The sequence below is a fragment of the Kitasatospora sp. NPDC059827 genome (genome assembly GCF_042731675.1).
In the GTDB taxonomy this organism is placed as follows: Bacteria; Actinomycetota; Actinomycetes; order Streptomycetales; family Streptomycetaceae; genus Kitasatospora.
On sequence record NZ_JBHWIV010000045.1, the window covers coordinates 20159 to 37856 of the forward strand.

At 72.5% G+C, this 17698-nt stretch carries 12 protein-coding genes; 6 read left to right on the forward strand and 6 right to left on the reverse strand.

The features are described from left to right. Positions 1-39: 39 nt before the first annotated feature. A complete protein-coding gene (locus ACFV8H_RS25655; protein WP_380404095.1) occupies positions 40-537 on the reverse strand; it encodes a DUF1990 family protein in 498 nt (165 codons plus the stop codon). Positions 538-706: 169 nt separating this feature from the next. On the opposite strand from ACFV8H_RS25655, the gene ACFV8H_RS25660 reads away from it, so the two are divergent. Beyond that, positions 707-940 carry a hypothetical protein gene (locus ACFV8H_RS25660; protein ID WP_380404098.1) on the forward strand — a complete coding sequence of 78 codons (234 nt, stop codon included), beginning with the start codon at positions 707-709 and terminating at the stop codon, positions 938-940. 84 nt (positions 941-1024) lie between these two features. Here the strand turns inward: ACFV8H_RS25660 and ACFV8H_RS25665 are convergent, their stop codons facing one another. Then, positions 1025-4069: an AAA family ATPase gene (locus tag ACFV8H_RS25665; RefSeq protein ID WP_380404101.1), complete on the reverse strand. Its 3045-nt coding sequence runs from the start codon at positions 4067-4069 to the stop codon at positions 1025-1027. Continuing rightward, complete coding sequence (locus ACFV8H_RS25670; RefSeq protein ID WP_380404104.1) at positions 4066-5235, reverse strand: exonuclease SbcCD subunit D; 1170 nt, start codon at positions 5233-5235, stop codon at positions 4066-4068. The genes ACFV8H_RS25665 and ACFV8H_RS25670 overlap by 4 nt, the downstream gene beginning before the upstream one ends. Positions 5236-5635: 400 nt before the next feature. On the opposite strand from ACFV8H_RS25670, the gene ACFV8H_RS25675 reads away from it, so the two are divergent. The 5 genes from ACFV8H_RS25675 to ACFV8H_RS25695 all read left to right on the forward strand — a co-directional run bounded on the left by ACFV8H_RS25675 (position 5636) and on the right by ACFV8H_RS25695 (position 12677). Next, positions 5636-7063, forward strand: a complete 1428-nt coding sequence (locus ACFV8H_RS25675; protein WP_380404107.1) for a serine/threonine-protein kinase — start codon at positions 5636-5638, stop codon at positions 7061-7063. Positions 7064-8683: 1620 nt separating this feature from the next. Beyond that, on the forward strand, positions 8684-9643 hold the full coding sequence (locus ACFV8H_RS25680) for a hypothetical protein (RefSeq protein ID WP_380404110.1): 960 nt from the start codon (positions 8684-8686) through the stop codon (positions 9641-9643). Between the two features lie 191 nt (positions 9644-9834). Continuing rightward, complete coding sequence (locus ACFV8H_RS25685; protein ID WP_380404113.1) at positions 9835-10473, forward strand: hypothetical protein; 639 nt, start codon at positions 9835-9837, stop codon at positions 10471-10473. 320 nt (positions 10474-10793) lie between these two features. Beyond that, positions 10794-11591 (forward strand): SGNH/GDSL hydrolase family protein, encoded by a 798-nt coding sequence (locus ACFV8H_RS25690; RefSeq protein WP_380404116.1) that lies wholly within the window; start codon positions 10794-10796, stop codon positions 11589-11591. Positions 11592-11879: 288 nt separating this feature from the next. Beyond that, on the forward strand, positions 11880-12677 hold the full coding sequence (locus ACFV8H_RS25695; RefSeq protein WP_380404119.1) for an SGNH/GDSL hydrolase family protein: 798 nt from the start codon (positions 11880-11882) through the stop codon (positions 12675-12677). A 144-nt stretch (positions 12678-12821) separates the two neighbouring features. On the opposite strand, the gene ACFV8H_RS25700 is transcribed toward ACFV8H_RS25695, so the two are convergent. From ACFV8H_RS25700 to ACFV8H_RS25710, 3 genes are all read right to left on the reverse strand, one after another. Beyond that, positions 12822-13712, reverse strand: a complete 891-nt coding sequence (locus ACFV8H_RS25700; protein ID WP_380404122.1) for a nitroreductase/quinone reductase family protein — start codon at positions 13710-13712, stop codon at positions 12822-12824. Between the two features lie 426 nt (positions 13713-14138). Further along, on the reverse strand, positions 14139-15296 hold the full coding sequence (locus tag ACFV8H_RS25705) for a polysaccharide deacetylase family protein (RefSeq protein ID WP_380404195.1): 1158 nt from the start codon (positions 15294-15296) through the stop codon (positions 14139-14141). A gap of 274 nt (positions 15297-15570) precedes the next feature. Beyond that, entirely contained in the window at positions 15571-17400 is a 1830-nt protein-coding gene (locus tag ACFV8H_RS25710; RefSeq protein ID WP_380404125.1) for an AMP-dependent synthetase/ligase, read from the reverse strand. Between the last annotated feature and the right edge of the window lie 298 nt (positions 17401-17698).

Below are 17698 nucleotides of genomic sequence, written 5' to 3' on the forward strand. Positions count from 1 at the left end.
GGACTACGCGCTGAGCTACGGGCCGGACTACGCGCTGAGCTACGAGTCGAGCCTCGCGACGTGGCCGGCCACGGCCGCGAGGTAGCGCTCGATCGCCAGGTACTGGCAGAGCAGCGCGACCGGCCGGCCCAGCCGGGCGTACCAGGCGGACAGCCGGGAGAACGCGGCCACCTCGAACCACACCTCGCCGTCGGCGTCCATCGACACCAGGAACGACTCCTCCCCGCACTCCGGATGCCCCGGCAGCGTCCCGTACGCGAACCCGATCCGGTCCGGTCCGGTCACCGTCCACACCACCCGGCAGGGGATCACCAGCCTCGGCCACCGGCTGCCCGGCAGGCTCAGCCGCAGCAGCACGGTGGCCCCGTCCCGGACCGGCCCGCCCGGGTACACCGCGAACCCGGTCCCCAACTGGCTGCCCCACCCGAGCACGTACCGCCCGGCCCGCTCCAGTACCTCCGGCCCCCGCCCCAGGTGCACCCGCCGGCGCAGGTGCGCGTACCCCTCCGGCAACGGCCCACCCCGGGTCGCCCCCACCTCCGCGTACGTCGGCCCGCCCGCCCGGGCCTCCCGCAACCGCCGCCGGAGACCCCCGGACCCACGAACCGTGCCGACTGTGCCGCTTGTGCCAACCATGCCGGTCACGCTAGCCCCGGGCCGCGGGCCCGCCTTGCGGCGGGGTGGGGGCGGGGAGTAGGAAGGCGGCATGAGTGAGAGCAGGACGGACGGCGCCGTGGTGGGCGGGGACGCGGCGGTCTGCGGGCCGGTGCCGGTGGGGGCGACGGAGGCGGCGCTGCGGGAGGACCCGGGGGCGGTGGGACCGCGGGCCGACTGCGTGCTGTGCGGTGAGCCGACGGTGCTGCCCGCCGACCAGCCGGGCAGCACCCTGTGCCCGACCTGTGCCTGGCAGCAGGCCCAGCGGATCGCCTGTTCGGGCTGAGCGGCCTGCGCGGGCCGGGTCGGCCGCTCGGGCCGAGCGTGTTGCGCGGGGTGGGCGGGCTGGGGGCGTTGGGCGGGGTGGGCGTCAGGCGTCCTCCCGGCCGGCCAGGGCGAGGGTGGAGCCGTGGCGGCCCTTGCGGACCAGGAGCTGGGCCGGGATGCGGCTGCGCAGGTCGGCGACGTGGCTGACGATGCCGACGGCGCGGTCCCGCTCGCGCAGGCCGTCGAGGACGTCCATCACCTCCTCCAGGGACTGTTCGTCCAAGGTGCCGAAGCCCTCGTCGATGAAGAGGGTGTCCAGCGGCATCCCGCCGGCCTCGTCGGTGACCACGTCGGCCAGGCCGAGGGCGAGGGAGAGCGAGGCGAAGAAGCTCTCGCCGCCGGAAAGGGTTGCGGTGTCCCGCTCGGTGCCCGTCCAGGCGTCGACGACGCGCAGGGCCAGTCCGGAGCGCTTGTTGCCGGTGCCGCGGTCGTCGCTGTGGACCAGGGTGTAGCGGCCGCCGGACATCCGGACCAGCCGGTCGCTGGCCGCCGCCGCGACCTGCTCCAGCCGGGCCGCGAGCACGTACGACTCCAGCCGCATCCGCAGCCGGTTCTCGGTGGAGGTGCCGGCGGCCAGCGCGGCCAGCCGGTTGATCCGCCCGTACCGCTCCAGGGTCGGGGCCAGCTCGGCGGCCAGTTCGCCCAGTCGGTGCCCGATCTCGGCGAGTGCCGCGCAGCGGTCCCGGGCGGCCGACCGGGCGGCGTGCGCCCGGCCGAGGCGGTCGGTGGCGGCGCTCAGCGCGGTCGCGGCGGCGGGCAGGTCGACCGGCGGACGGGCGGCGGCCTCGGCCAGTTCGGGCAGCGCCAACTCGTGCCGGACGGCGGCGGACTCCGCGCGGTGCCGCTCCAGCCGGGCCTCCAGCCGGTCCCGCTCCTCCCGGGGCAGCAGGACGGCGAGCGCGGCCCCGGCATCCGGGAAGCCCGCCGCCGCGGCGGCCTTGCCGAGTTCCTCCTCGGCCGCGTCGAGCCGCTCCCGCGCCTCCGACGCCGCCCGCGCGGACCCGGCCACCGCGGCGACCGCCTCGGCGAGCCGGCCCAGCGTCGCGGCCCGGTCGGCGACCGAGGCGGCCGCGCCGCGCGCGGCCGACACCCTGGCACTCAGCACCCGCTGCTCGTCCGCCAGGGCCTGCAGCCGGTCGGTGAGGACGGCGGCGCGCTCCTTGGCCTCGTTCAGCTCGTCCAGCCGACGGGTGCGGTCCTGCGACAGCCGGGCGATCTCCCGGCCGACCCGGCCGAGCGCCTCCGCCTCGTGCAGCGCGGCGCGGTGCTCCCGCTCCAGTTCGGCGAGCGAGCGCGCGAGCACCTCTGCGGCCTCGGGGCCGGCCGCACCGGTGGCCGTCGCCTCGCGCACCCGCAGCGCGGTCAGCGCCTGGTCGGCCTCGCCCCAGACCCGCTCGGCGGCGGCCTGCGCCCGACCGGCCCGCTCCTCGTCCTCGGCGCTCACCCGGCCGCCGTCGGCGGCCTCGGCGGGCGCCGGGTGCTCGGCCGAGCCGCAGACCCGGCAGGCCTCGCCCGAGCGGAGCTGCTCGGCCAACTCGGCGGCCATGCCGGCCAGTCGGCGGTCCCGCAGGTCCAGGCCGAACTCACGGGCGTCCAGCGCGGCCGTGCGCAGCTCGGCGACCCTCGGCTCGGCCGCCGCGATCTCGACCCGCAGGCCGTCCCGCTCCCGGGCCGCGGCCAGGCGGGTGGTCGACTCGGCGCGCCGGCCGTCCAGTTGCTCGACCCGGGCGCCCGCCGTCCGGGCCCGTTCCTGCTGCTCCTCCAGGCGGCCCAGCTCGCCGTCGAACTCGGCCAGCCAGTCCTCGGCCTCCTCGGCCCGCTCCTCGGCGCCGCGCCGCTCCGCGGCCAGGGCGAGCTGCTCGCGGGCGAACTCGGCGCAACGCTGCTCCTCCGCCCGGGCCGTCTCCAGCCGGACCACCTCGGCGCGCAGCCCCAGCTCCGCGTCGGCCAGCTCGGCGGCACCGGCCCCGGCCCCGGCCGGGACGTGCTCCGCGATCCCGGTACGGGCCAGCGCCTCCCGGCGCCGCTGCTCCGTCTCCCGGGCCCGGCCGAGCGCCTCGGCCGCGCTCTCCCGCAGGCGCAGCGCGGATTCCACGCCGACCGCCTCCTGGGCGGCCGCGAGCCGCTGCCGGTCCCGCGCCGCGGCCGGTTCGAAGGCGGCCAGCCGGTCGGCCTCGGTCAGTGCCTCCCGGTGCCGGCGCTGGCGGGCGGCGAGCTCCTCGGCGCCTTCGCGCCCGTGCTGGGCGGCCCGGTGCGCGGCCTCGGCGCCCGCGAGCGCGGCCTCGGCGACGGTGAGCTGCTCGGCCGCGCCGCCGCGCAGGATCGCGGCCCAGCCGAGCAGCCCGGGGGCGAGGTCGGCGTCGCCGTCCTCGGCCGGCACCCACGCCCCGGCGGGTTCGGCCCCGGGGCCGGCGGCCTGCTCGGCCTTGCTGGCGAGGTCCCGCAGGCGTCGGCGTCCGGCCTGGACGGCCGTCTCCTGGGTGCGGCGCCGGTCGGCGAGCCAGGCCTCGACGTGCCCGTAGCGTTCGGTGTCGAAGAGGCGGCGCAGCAGTTTTCCGCGCTCCTCGGAGTCCCCCTTGAGGAAGCGGGCGAAGTCGCCCTGCGGCAGCAGCACCACCTGGCAGAACTGCTCCCGGCTCATGCCGATCAGCCGGTGGATCTCCTCCCCGGCCTCCTGGTGCGACTTGCTGACCGGCTGCCAGCCGGGGGCGCCGTCGCCCGCGTCGGCGGCCCACGCGCGCAGCAGGGTCTGCGGTCGCTCGACGGTGGTGCCGGTGCCGACCTTCTTCGGCCGGCGCTGCTCGGGCAGCCGGGTGATCCGCAGCCGACGCCCGCCCAGCGTCAGCTCCAGCTCGACCTGGGTCAGCCGTTTGGGGTCGGCGTGGTCGCTGCGCAGCCGGTTGGCCCGGCGGGCGTTGGGCGTCTCGCCGTACAGCGCGAAGCAGACCGCGTCCAGCACGCTGCTCTTGCCCGCGCCCGTCGCCCCGCGCAGCAGGAACAGCCCGCCGGCGGCGAGCGCGTCGAAGTCCACCGTCTCGCTGCCCGCGAACGGGCCGAAGGCGGTGACGGTGAGCCGGTGCAGCCTCATCGGGGCAGGTCCGCCTTCCGGTCGGCGTCCGTGCGGACGTGCTCGAAGCCCTCGCGCAGCCAGCCGAGCTCGTCCGGCTCCGGCTCGGCCCCGGGGCGGACGTGCCGCAGGAAGCCCTCGGCGATCTCCAGGTCCTCCCGGCCGCTGACCCGGGAGGCGTACGACCGGGACGGCTCGGTGCCGCCGTCCTCGGGGTCGAACAGCAGCTGGAGGGTGTGCGGGAAGCGGCGGCGCAGCTGCTCCATCGGCTCGCCCGGGCGGGCGGCGTCGGTGAGCGTGGCCTGCACCCAGGACTGCTCGTCCTCGGTGTACCTCTCGTCCGTGAGCAGCTCGGCGAGGGTGCCGCGCAGGGTGGCGAGGGCGCGCGGCCGGGGGCAGTCGACCCGCTCGGCCGCCACCGCGCCGTCGGCGGCGAGGTCGACCAGCCACATGGTCTTGCGCTGGCGCGCCTCGGAGAAGGAGTAGGCGAGCGGGGAGCCGCTGTACCGCAGGTGGGGGGCGAGGGTCTGGCAGCCGTGGAGGTGGCCGAGCGCGGCGTAGTGCACCCCGTCGAACACCGAGGCGGGGACGGCGGCGACCCCGCCGACGGCGATGTCCCGCTCGCTGTCGCTCGGTGCTCCGCCGGTGACGAAGGCGTGCGCGAGCACCACCGCCCGCGTCCCCTCCGGGCGGGCCGCCAGGTCGGCCCGGACCTGCTCCATCGCCGCGCCGAGCACCGCCGCGTGCCCGCCCTTGGCCAGGCCGAAGCGCTCGCGGACCAGCGTCGGCTCCAGGTAGGGCAGCCCGTACACCGCCACCGGGCCGTGCTCGTCCGCCAGCAGGACGGGCTCGGCGCACGCGCCCGGGTCCGTCCGCAGGTGGATCCCGGCGCGCCCGATCAGGCCGGCGCCGACCCCGAGGCGGCGGGCCGAGTCGTGGTTGCCGCTGATGAAGACCGTCGGGACCCCGAGCTCCGCCAGCCGGTGCAGCACGTCGTCGAACAGCGCGACCGCGTCCAGGCTGGGCAGCGCCCGGTCGTACACGTCCCCGGCGACCAGCACGGCGTCCACGCCCTCGGACCGGACCACCTCCACGAGGTGGTCCAGGAAGGCGCGCTGGGCGTCGTGCAGGCTCTCCCGGTGGAACGAGCGCCCGAGATGCCAGTCGGAGGTATGCAGGAGTCTCACTACAGCGCTCCTACCTGCACGTTTGCCACTTTGATGTCCTCCGGGTCAGCACCGAGTCAGCACGGGTCACGCGGCCAGTGCCTGGTCAGTACCGAGTATCACAGGACCCACCGACAGAGCCTCGTCCATCACGGCCCTCAGCCTCTCACCCGCATCAGGGGAGAGGTGGCCGTAGATGTCGGCGGTGATCCGGATCGTGGAGTGCCCGAGCCAACGGGGGACCTCCAGGAGGGACACCCCACCGGCGACGCACGGTCGGCTCTTCGTTCTCCATGTGCAGGGCCGCATGGGCGACTGCATTTCGATCTCCATCGAGTTCCGCCGATGTCTGGTCCCGTCATGTACACACTGCGTACGCTCGAACCCGACTGCTCGTTGGCACGAGAGCCCGGGGGACACGATGGCTCACGAGGCAAGCCCTGGCCAGCTCATCGGGGGGAAGTACCGGCTGGTCTCCAGCCTGGGGTCAGGTGGCTTCGGACGGGTTTGGAAGGCTCACGACGAGCACCTTGACGTAGACATAGCGATCAAGGAGATCTGGCTCCCACCCGCGCAGTTCGAGGAGGAGTACAACGAGCGCCTCAAGCGCGCCGCGCGTGAGGCCCGAAGTGCCGCCAAGCTCCGCGATCACCCCAACATCGTGACCGTTCACGAAGTCGTCGTGGATGCCGGCCGTCCGTGGATCGTGATGCAACTGGTCAACGGCTGCTCGTTGGACGAATACGTCAGGCAGCGTGGCCCGTTGCCCCGTGACCTGGCGCTCAAGGTTGCCAGGGCACTCCTGGAAGCCCTTGACGCCGCTCACCGCGCCGGTATCTTCCACCGCGACGTCAAGCCTGCCAACGTCATGATGGCCTCCGACGGAAGAATCCTTCTCACCGACTTCGGGATCGCCCGGCACGAGAACGACACGGTGCTGACTGCGTCGGGGACAGTCATTGGCTCCCCGGAGTACATGGCGCCCGAGCGAATCCGGGGACGGGCCGACATGCCGGTCAGCGACCTCTTCTCCCTCGGAGCCACGCTCTTCCAAGCCGTTGAAGGAATCTCCCCGTTCAGGAGGGAGACGTCAATGGCATCCATGTCCGCAGTGCTGATGGATGAGCCTCCACCGCTCGTGAAGGCCCGTGACCCGCTCAGAACGGTCGTCCGTCTGCTACTTGAGAAGAAGCCCGAACAGCGGCTCGGCATTTCAACGGCATTGGTCTTCCTTGCCGAACCTTCTCGCTCGGAGAACCCCGGTGGGCCGCAGACTGAGCACAAGGTCTTGCTGCCGAAGAAGGATAACCAAGCCTACTTGAGAGCAGCCATAGAGCTTGAGCGGAAACAGCAGGTTGAGAGATTACTGCTCAATAGACCGTCACCTGCCACGCCGGTGCCCGCGGTCAACACACGCGAACCACTGGAACAGCGGCATAGCAATTCCGAAGGCCAAGATGGCGCAAGCAATGCAACCGAGCGATTGGGCGGTCTCACAGCAAAGAAGGCCCGCGATGTAGTAGTCGTAGCAATAGGGGCTGCGATTATGGTTGGCGCAATATCCTGGGGCCTTCCGAAATTAGTGAACAACACGGCCTGCGGGTGGATGAAGAGCGCGCTTGTCAAGTATGAGCCGAATGGCTATACTACATATCAAAATCGACAACAGATCATCAATCAGGCGAAAGATGCTCTAGATCTCCCAGATCTTGACTACGACATAAAATCCCGCCTTGAGACATATGAAGACAGCCTATTGAGAAATTGGTATGCCCAAGACGCTGGGGATGGTCAGGCGAGCCGGGCACGGTCGGAGGTTTTGAAGGCATGCGGAGATGAGGGGAACTAGCACGCCGAGAAGGTCCGGGCCCGCATCGAGATGCACGGGGGCAAGGCGAAGTCCTCCGAACTGCTGCCGTATGTCGGCGCCTCGGCCGATGAGGTCAAGGCGCTGCCCAGGGTGAAGGTCACCCTCGACCGTTCCGGCCTGGGCCGCCCTGCCACGGCCTACACCCTGACCGAGGACGAGACCGGTCACTCTCCGCACAGCGGGCCTCGAACCCAGCGGGCCTCGAACCCAGCGTGACGAACGCCCGGCCACGGTCGTCCGCATGGACTCCTAACCGACCGGCCAAGGCCACGCCACCGGCTCCAGTGCCCGATCCCCGGCCTGAGCCGGTTGCCTCTGGGAACCCGTTCCTCGCGCTCCTCTGAACGCTCGAAGCAAAGCCAACCGCCCCGGCCTACTCGGCCGGGGCGGTTCTTTCATTTGCTGGTCCCGGGCATGCGTGATCGTCCGACCGGACGCCTCAAGCACCTTCGCCGTGAGCCCCGCGTTCTTGTCGGGCGCGGTCGACAGCGGGTCGGGGACCATGGCGGCGAAGTGAGCCGGGTGCCAGGTGACTGCCAGCATGGTTCGGGTCTTCCCTCGGCCTGCGATGTACTCCCGCCGGACAAGCTGGTCACCGGGGTCCAGGTTGAAGATGTCCTGGACGTACAGCGGGGGAACCACCAGTTCGGCCGCAGTGACACGACTGGTCTCGCCTTCCATCAGGCCCGACCTCAGTCGCTGCACCATGGTCAGCCGGTCCTCGACGAGTTCGCCAGGAAGGTCGAGAAGGCCGGCGGGTTCGGGTGGGAGGTTCCTCGGACAGGAGGCTCTCCAGGGTCAGCACGAAGTCAGCACGGTGGTCGGAAACGCACGGAAACGGCTCGGAATACTCGGAAGAGTGTCCCGAGCCGTTTCTGCTTTGACCTGCTGTTTTGCGGTTGGATCTGCTGGCGTGCCAAGGGCTGCCGACTGCCGGGCTGAGTCTCTGTGCAGCAGTCGCATGGTCCCCGACCCTAACGCCCGGCACTGACAATCCCGGCCTGCTCGGTGGCCACGGGGGTCGCCCGGTGGGCGAGCCGAGGGCGGGCGATGGGCGAGTGGTGGGCGGACGGTGGGCGGGTGGTCGACGAGTGGTCGACGAGGGGCCCATGTTTGCCCCTTGGCGTGCTGCGGTGGACGACCTTGGGGGCAAATGTTGCTCCTTTGAGGAGCCTCGGACGCCGGTGTTCGATTACTCGGGGTGGATTGTCAGTGGCTCTGTGTATGTTCCGTGGCGTCGGCGGATCCGGGGGTCGGAGGCCGACGGGACAGGAGGAGACCATGACCGTGCGGGAGTCGGTGTACGAGGTGTTGGGCGTCGTGGTGGTGCGGAAGCGGCTGCTGCGGGGGCCGGGGGCGCTGCTGTCCGGCGGGCGGAGGCCGGGGTCCGGGCCCGGAAACGCGTCCGGGCCCGGGAGTGGGCCTGGGAGTGGGCCCGGCCCCGGGTTCGGGCGGCCGTCGGCGGGTGGGCCCGGCGGGCCCGGTGGGGCCGCGCCGCCGGGCGGGGGGCGACCGCCGGGTGCGCGGGCCGTCGGGGCCGGGGGAGCCGGGGCGCGGGGGCGGCGCGACGGCCGAGCCCGAGGGGCGCCTCCCCAGCCGGTGGCGGTGGCGCTGGCCGTCGAGGCGGAGGACTTCGCCGTGCTGGCCGAGTACGGGCTGTTCGGCGCGCTCGGATACCGGGAGTACCTGGTGCGGGCGGAGGAGCAGCTCAGGGGCCTGCACCAGCAGGGGCTGGAGGTGCACCTGCGCGTCCTGGAGGCGGGTGACTTCGAGGACTACTGCGCCGCGCTCGGCCTCGACCCCCGGGCGTCGGCCGCCCGGGTCGCGTACGCGGGGGATCCGGAGCTCGCTGGGGAGCCCTTCGTCTACGCGGGGGAGCCGATGGCCGACCTCCGCCCGGCGCTGCTGGACGACCACCGGGCGCGGGTGCGGATGTCCATCGGCTGTGCGGCGCTGCTCGACGCGCTGGGCGACGACCTGGCCGGGCAGCGGCGGATGGCGGCCGTGATGCGGTACGTGACGTCCGTGTACCTGGCGCTGGCCGAGGGCGCGGGGGAGGGCTGCCACCTGCTGACGCTGCGCTGCCACGGCCCGGAGGACGGCGAGCAGCTCACCTCGGCGGTGGACGTCTGCATCGAGGCGGGGCGGCTGCAACCCGCGGGGCGGGACGTGGAGGCGTTCTGCGTGACGCTCGCGGCGGGCGTGGCCTCGGGCGGTGCGGGGGCGTTGCTGCTGCACGGCGATCCGGCCGCGTCGCCGTACCGGTTGGTGGACCGGGCCCCGGGCTGGGAGGCGGACCGACCGTCGGACCGACCCTCGGAGCGGTCGGCGAGCGCTCCGCCGGGCGGGCTCGCGGACGGGGCGAGGAGCGGTCCGAGGGTGCGGGGCTGGGTGCTGGCCGGTGGGCGGCTGCGGCCGATGACCGCCCACGAGGTGTTCGACGAGCTGGCCGATGACGCGGCGCGCGGGCTGCCCTTCCCGCCCGGTGCGGTCCCGCAGCCGGGGTTCCCGCTGCCGGGCCTCCCGGAGGCCGGGGGCGGGGGTGGGCTGCTGGGGTGATCAGGGCGTTCGCGGCCTCCGCATCCACCATGCGGCGCTGGGGACTGTTCATCGACCGCCTGTTCGGGGAAGATCGGAGAAGATCAACAGCAGGAGTGCGCGGTCCCCCACGCCGCCACTCCGGTCGCTCCGCTCCGTACCGTGCTCCGTAGGGTCCGGCGAGCCCGACACCGAGAGGGGGGACGCGCGGCATGGGCCGGATCGAGTTCACGGCGGAGATCGCCGAGCTGCTCGGGAAGGTGCGCCGGCGTCCCACGGCGGGTTGGCCGTGGCGGCCGGGCGAGCAGGTGCCGGAAGGGCTGCCGATGAAGCAGTCCTGGGGCTGGCTGTTCGCCCCGGACGGCCGGGTGCTGACCCTGGTCAACCCTCGGGACGGGATCTGCTCGCTGCCCGGCGGCTCGCTGGAGCCGGAGGACGACGGCGACCCGGCCGCCGCCCTGGCGCGGGAGGCGGGGGAGGAGGCCCAGGCCGTGATCGGCCGGCCGTACTACCTCGGCTACCTGTACGACCGGGTCGGCTCGGCGAACGGCGGGCACGAGTGCGCCCGGGTCCGGATGGCGGCGGCGCTGCGGGCGGTCGGTCCGAGCGCGGCCGATCCGGCCTCGGGCCGGCACTACCGGCGGCTGCTGGTCGCGCCGGGGCTCGCGGTCGAGCTGCTGGGCTGGGGCGAGCCCGGGCTGCGCCAGGCCCGGGTGGCGGTCGCCACCGCCGTCCACTGGCTCGGTGTGCCGGCCGCCGCGAACGAGGAGATCGAGGAGCTCCCGGTCGAGGGCTGCACGGTCTTCCCCGGCCCGGTGTACCCGGGCGGCGGACGCGTCCCGCGGTACTGAACCGGGCCCCCGGAACGCGGCCGGCGGCGCGCCGTCCCCGGGGCAGGGCTGCGCGGCGGCGGGCGCGGAACTGACGCACCGGCGGCCGCAGCCTGACCTGTGGCTGACGGCGAGCTGACTTCTCGGAAGTTTTTTGTCTACACGCGATGACCGACGCGCGTCGACGTACACCCACACCCACCTGGGCGAACTCACGCTCGGTCGGTGGTAGTTCACGTTTGCGCTATCAGACGGCCCGTCAATGTCCTTGGCATGAGCGCTTCCGCGCCGGGCTACCGCCTGGTATCCCTTCTGTGACCCGCGTCATATCAGGAGGTGCCATGCTCCGCCCTGCTCGTGCCCTGTCCGTCGCCGCGATCGCGGCCGGTCTCACCATGACGACGCTCTTCACGGCGTCAGCCGCCAATGCGGCGGGTGTCAACTACGTCGCCCTCGGGGACTCGTACTCGGCCGGCGTCGGTGCCGGTAGCTACCTGAGCGACAGTGGTAGCTGCAAGCGCAGCACCAATGCGTACGCGTACCTGTGGAAGAACACGAACAAGCCGTCCTCCTTCTCCTTCGTGGCCTGTTCGGGGGCGAGAACCGGCGATGTGCTCAACAGCCAGGTCTCCGCGCTGAACAGCAGCACCACGCTGGTCAGCCTGTCGATCGGCGGCAACGACGCGGGCTTCGCCGACACGATGAAGACCTGTGTGCTGGGCTCGGACAGCGACTGCCTCAACGCCGTCAACACGGCGAAGAGCTACGCGACCAACACCCTGCCCGGCCAGCTGGACCGGGTGTACTCCGCCATCAAGGCCAAGGCTCCGAAGGCCCACGTCGTGGTGATGGGCTACCCGCACCTGTACAAGGTCGGCGGCGACTGCATCTTCGGCATCGGTGACACCAAGCGTGCCGCCATCAACGGTGCGGCCGACACGCTGGACGGCGTGATCGCCAAGCGGGTCGCCAACGCCGGCTTCACCTTCGGCGACGTGCGCAGCGCCTTCGCCGAGCACGAGATCTGCGGCTCGCAGAGCACCTGGCTGCACAGCACCACGCTGCCGATCGACGAGAGCTACCACCCGAACTCGGCTGGCCAGTCCGGGGGTTACCTCCCGGTGTTCAGCCGCTCCTGAGCGAAGCGGCGTCGAGTGCGTCGGTGCCGGGCGGCCACGGCTGGCAGGCACCGGCGCGTTGTTCCGTGCCGGAGCGCGCGTCCACCTGTGCGCGTCCACCTGTGCGCGTCCGCGTGTCCGCAGGTGCTCCGGCGCCCGGGGTGACGTTCGGCGTGAACTGACCTTGCGAGCGCGGCAGTTCACTTCCACGCCAGCAGACTGCCCGTCAATGTCTTTGGCATGAACGCTTCCGTGTTCGATTACCGCTTGGTATCCCTTTCTGTGACCCGCGTCATACCTGGAGGTGCGATGCTCCGCCCTGCCCGTGCCCTGTCCGTCGCCGCGATCGCGGCGGCCCTCACCATGACGACGCTCTTCACGGCGTCAGCCGCCAACGCGGCCGGCGTGAACTACGTCGCCCTCGGCGACTCCTACTCGGCCGGCGTCGGCGCCGGCAACTACCTGGGCGACAGCGGCAGCTGCAAGCGCAGCGCCAATGCGTACGCCGAGCTCTGGACGAACGCGAACTCCCCGGCCTCCTTCGCCTTCGTCGCCTGTTCGGGCGCGAGAACCGGTGACATCCTCAACAGCCAGATCTCCGCACTGAACAGCGGAACCACGCTGGTCAGCCTCTCGGTCGGCGGCAACGACGCGGGCTTCTCCAGCACCATGAAGACCTGCGTGCTGGGCTCCGACAGCGACTGCCTCAACGCCGTCAACACGGCCGAGAACTACGCGACCAACACCCTGCCCGGCCAGCTGGACCAGGTGTACAACGCCATCAGCGCCAAGGCCCCGAACGCCCACGTCGTGGTGATGGGCTACCCGCACCTCTACCAGATCGGCGGCTACTGCCTCTTCGGCATCGGCGACACCAAGCGTGCCGCCATCAACGAGGCCGCCGACACCCTGGACGGCGTGATCGCCAAGGAGGTCGCCAACGCCGGCTTCACCTTCGGCGACGTGCGTGACGTCTTCGCCGGCCACGAGATCTGTGGCTCGCAGGACACCTGGCTGCACAGCACCACGCTGCCGATCGACGAGAGCTACCACCCGAACTCGGCCGGGCAGTCCGGGGGTTACCTCCCGGTGTTCAGCCAGTCCTGAGGCGTCCGCGCTCTGCGGCTCCGCCGTTCTGCCGTCCTACCGCTCCGTCGTCCCGTCGGGTCGCCATTCTGATGGGCTGACGGTGTGACACCGGTGCCGCCGTCCCCTCCCGGGTCCTGGGAAGGGGGCGGCGGCACCGCCACGTCAGCGCCCGGTGCCGGGGCCCGGCCGCACCGGCGGGAAGGGGATTCCGGCGAGAGCGGGCAGCAGCTCCGCCTCCTCGTGAGCGAGGTGCGCCTCCAACTCGGCCGACATCCGGTCCAGTTCGGAGCGGAGCCGATCCGGCTCGGTGACCTCGATCCCGGCCAGCAGTGCCAGCAGCTCCTCCTTGATCCGTCCGATCGCCCGGTGCTGCTCACCGAGCCGCTCCAGCACTCCGGCGAGTTCGGGGTGGCTGCGCGCGAGGGCGGGGAAGATCGCGGAGTCCTCGCCGGTGTGGTGGTGCGTCAGCCCCTCGCAGAACGCCAGGCAGTGCTGGCGCAGTTGCAGCCCGAGCCCGGCCGGGCGGCCGGGGGAGTGGGCGTGGGCCTCGGCCCGGACGTGGCGCAGTTGGGCCCGCAGCCAGCTGTGCGCCTCCAGCAGCTTGTCGGCCAGGCTGCGGACGTCGCGCGGGTGGCCCGGCGGCGCTTCGGGGCGCTCCAGGACGACCACCGGCAACTCCCGCTCGGTGTGGGCCTGGTAGTCGCCGTACCCGGGTGCCCGGCGGACGACGGCGGCGAACAGCCGCTCCCGGCACGGGCCTTCGGCCGGTACCGCGATCGCGTCGAAGGTCTCGGTGCCGAGCTCGACCCCGACCACGGGGTGGGCCAGCAGATTGCGGTACCACTGGGGGTGTTCTGGCGCGCCGGCCGCCGAGGCGATGACCAGCAGCAGCCCCTCGGACCGGACGTACCCGAGCGGTACGGTGTGCGGCCGGCCGGAGTGCGCCCCGGTGGTGGTCAGCAACAGCAGGTCGCCGCCCTCGAACGGACCGCCGACCCGGCCGTCGTTGGCGCGGAACTCCTCGATGACATTCAGGTTGAAGGACATGGGCATGTGTGTGGTGAAGTCTCCTGCGAGTGAGGGGGCGCGGCCACACACGGCATCACGCGACGAACGGGCGGACACCGTGGTGGCCGCCTGGGTCAGATCAGGGCAGCGGAGAAGGTACTCATCGCGCATCGTCCCTTTGCGTGCAAGGTGCTGGCCCGGCTGCCGGCCGGCCCACTTCTCTGTGGCCGACGCCGCGCTGCACGCCCCCATTAGAGGTGGGCCGTGGATGCCGTGTCAATGGGCGTTGATCACCGCGGAGCGTGCGCAGGGAGAGGGGGTGGAGTCGACGACGGCGGCGGCGGGACGACCGCGAACGGATGATGGGTAACAGATGACAGAGAACAGATAACAGCTGACAGATTTCATCATCTGAAATCTGTCAGCTGTCATTTGTCAGCCGTCATCCGTTCGCCGCCCGGGGCGGGCCGGTCAGCGCAGGTAGTCGATCAGCCCGGCCGGCTTGAGGCCTGCGGCGTCGGCGGCGGCGAGGGCGCGGGGCAGGTCGGTGGCGAGGGTGTCGGTCCAGTGCATCAGGATCACGTCGCCCGGCTGGAGCGGGCCCGGGTGCCAGATGTTGGAGGCGCCCCAGCTGTAGTCGGCGTCGGCGGTCAGCACGGTGCGGATGCCGCAGTTCGCGGCGGCCTGCAGGGTGTCGGCGTTCCAGGTGAAGAACGGCGGGCGGAACACCACGGGCGCGGTGCCGAACAGCCGGGTCATCGCGTCGCGCGCGTCGCAGATCTCCACCTGCTGCTGCTCCAGGGGGAGTTTGCTCAGGTCGGAGTGCGAGACGCTGTGGTCCTGTACGGAGGAGCCGGGCACGGCGGTGACCCGCTTGAAGAAGTCCGGGTCGGTGCCGGCCGGCATCGGTAGCGGGAAGGCCGTGATCGGCAGGTGGTGGTCGGCGATGAAGCGTTCCGCCTCGGGGGTGCGCTGCCAGCCGTCGTCCACGGTGAAGAAGACGACCTTGTCGGTGGTCGGGATCGAGCCGGCCGCCACCGCCGGGGCGGGCGCCGGGCCGTCGACCCGTACGTCGTCCACCGAGAACGGGCCCTGCTGGTACCAGCCGTGCACGTACAGCCGGATGCTGTGGGCGTTCGGGCCGGTGGTGAAGCGGGTGGTCAGCTGCTGCCAGCCGCCGGAGGTGGTCTCGGTCCAGGCGGGGGCGACGTCCCGGCCGGTGCCGGTGGCGCCCAGGTAGACGAACTTGCCGCGCACCCAGGCCGAGGCCGTGTAGGTGGTGCCGGGCTGGACGGCGACGGTCTGCGCGCACTCGCCGGTGGAGTCGTCGTTCGCCGGGGTGACGGTGAGCGCCGAGGTGCCGGAGTGCGCGCCGGTGGTGGTGACGGCCGCCTCGGCCGGGCCGCCGGTGCAGCTCCAGCCGGGGATGCTGCCCCAGTCGGCGAGGGCGGGGGAGGGCAGTTCGAAGCCGGGGTTGGTGGCCAGGTTGACGGTCGTGGCGCCCGCGCCGCCGGCGGGGGGTGCGGGGGAGCTCGTGGGGGAGGTCGCCGGGGACGCGGAGGCCGCCGGGACGGCGAAGGCGGTGAGCAGCGCGACGGAGGCGGCCAGCGCGGACAGGCGCGTGGACATCGACACGTGAGGACTCCAGCAGGTGGGGGCACGCCCGTGGGGAGGGCGCGGAACGGGAATCTGGACCGTGGAACCGGGGCGCTCCCGGAGGGGCGGGAGCGGGTGGTGCAGGTGCGCCGCACTCGGACCGAAGAGCAACAATGGACTGGACCAATCCACCCGTCAAGGGAACGGCAGGTGAACCGCAGTGCGAACGATCCCTCCCGAAAAGGGACAAGACGGTACGTCAGAAGACGTGTCCGGCGGCCTGGTTCGGGCGGAGGTCAGGCCCGGCTCAGGAGAGGTACAGCTCCTCGATGTCCGTCGAGTAGTACTCCGCGATCGCCGTCCGCCGCAGCTTGAGCGAGGGGGTCAGCAGTCCCTGCTCCAGGCTGAACTCCCGTGGCAGCAGGCGGAACGCGCGGATCGACTCGGCCCGCGATACGGCGGTGTTCGCCGCCGCCACCGCGCGCTGGACCTCGACGTGCAGCTGCTCGTCCGCCAGCACCGCCCAGGCGTCCAGTTGCTCCCGTCCGTGGGTCTTGAGCCAGTGCGCCAGCGCGGCCGGGTCGAGGGTGATCAGCGCCGCCACGTACGGGCGGTCGTCGCCGACCACCAGGCACTGGGAGACCAGCGGGTGCGCCTCGACCCGTTCCTCCAGTGCCGTCGGGGCGAGGTTCTTGCCGCTGCTGGTGACGATCAGGTCCTTCTTGCGGCCGGTGATGGTGAGGTAGCCGTCCTCGTCCAGCCGGCCCAGGTCGCCCGTCCCGAACCAGCCGTCGACCAGTGATTCCGCCGTGCACTGCGGGTGGTTGAGGTAGCCGCCGAAGACCGAGCCGCCGCGCACCCACACCTCGCCGTCGTCCGCGATGGCCACCGAGGCGCCCGGCACCGGCTGTCCGACGGTGCCGAGCTTCTGCCGGCCGGCCGGGTTGGCGGTGATCGCCGCGCTGGTCTCGGTGAGGCCGTAGCCCTCGTAGAACTGGAGCCCGGCGCCGGTGAAGAAGAGGCCCAGGTCCCGCCGCAGCGAGGAGCCTCCGCACATCACGGTGCGCACCCGCCCGCCGAGTACGGCGCGCAGCTTCGGGTAGACGGTCCGCTCGTAGGCCAGGTGGCGCAGCCGCAGGGCCGTACCGGGGCCGGGTCCGCGGCCGAAGGCCTTCTGCTCCCGGGCGGCCGCCCAGTCGACGGCCACCTGCCGGGCCTGCTCGAAGAGTTCGCCGCGCCCGGCCTCCTCGGCGGCGCGCCTGGCCCGCTGGAAGATCTTCTCGAAGACGTACGGGACGGCGTGCAGGAAGGTCGGCCGGAAGCTCGCCAGGGCGGGCAGCAGCGCGTCGGTGGAGACCTCGGGGACGTGCCCGATCCGGAGGCCGCCGCGGATCGCCGCGATCTGCACCGCCCGTCCGTAGACGTGCGCCAGCGGCAGGAAGAGCAGGGTGGCGGGCTGGCCGCCACCGCCGGTGTCGCGCAGCACCTCGCCCCAGCCGGCGAGCAGCGAGTCGGCCTCGGCGGCCAGGTTGGCGTGGCTGATCAGGCAGCCCTTGGGGCGTCCGGTGGTGCCCGAGGTGTAGACCACGGTGGCGATGTTGGTCGCGGTGACGCCGAGCCGCTGGCGGTGCACCAGGGCGTCGGGGACGCCCAGGCCGTCCTCGGTGATCGCGGCGACGCAGTCGCGGTCCAGCTGCCAGATCCCGGTCAGGTCGGGCAGGGCGTCGCAGACCGCGCCGACGGTCATCGCGGCGTCCTCGTCCTCGACCAGGCAGGCCACCGCCTGGGTCTCGGCGAGGATCCAGCGCACCTGCTCGGGGGCGGCGGTGGGGTAGACGGGGACGGTTATCGCACCGATCGACCAGAGTGCGTAGTCGAACAGCGTCCACTCGTACCGCGTGCGGGACATCAGGGCGACCCGGTCGCCGTAGCGCACGCCGCGGGTCAGCAGGCCCTTGGCGAGGGCGAGGACGTCGTCCCGGAACTCCCGTGCGGTGACGTCCTGCCAACGTCCGTCGCCGGTCCGCCGGGACAGTTGCACCAGGTCGGGGCGGCGTTCGGCGGTGTCGTACAAGGAGTCGGCGAGTCCTCCGGTGGCCTCGGGCCCGGCCGGGGCGGGGGTGGTGAACTCGCGCACAGTCCTCCCCAGTTCGCGTCTCGCGGCGCTGTCCGTCGGCCCCGGCGCACGGGCACCGGGGTGGCGGCGCCCGGTCGTGCGGGGTGGTGCGAAACTATCGGATCGGCCTGTCACTGCCCAGGGTTGTGACGGTGACGCGACGAGATCGACACCGGTCCGCACGGATGGTGTCGCAGTTGGGGAGGAGTCGCGGAGGCGCCGGCGGGTGTCCCGGGGGTGTCCCGGGAGTCGCCCGCGAGTGGTCCGGAGGTGCGCCGCGAGTGGTCCGGAGGTGATCCGGGAGTCGAGCGGGAGTCGT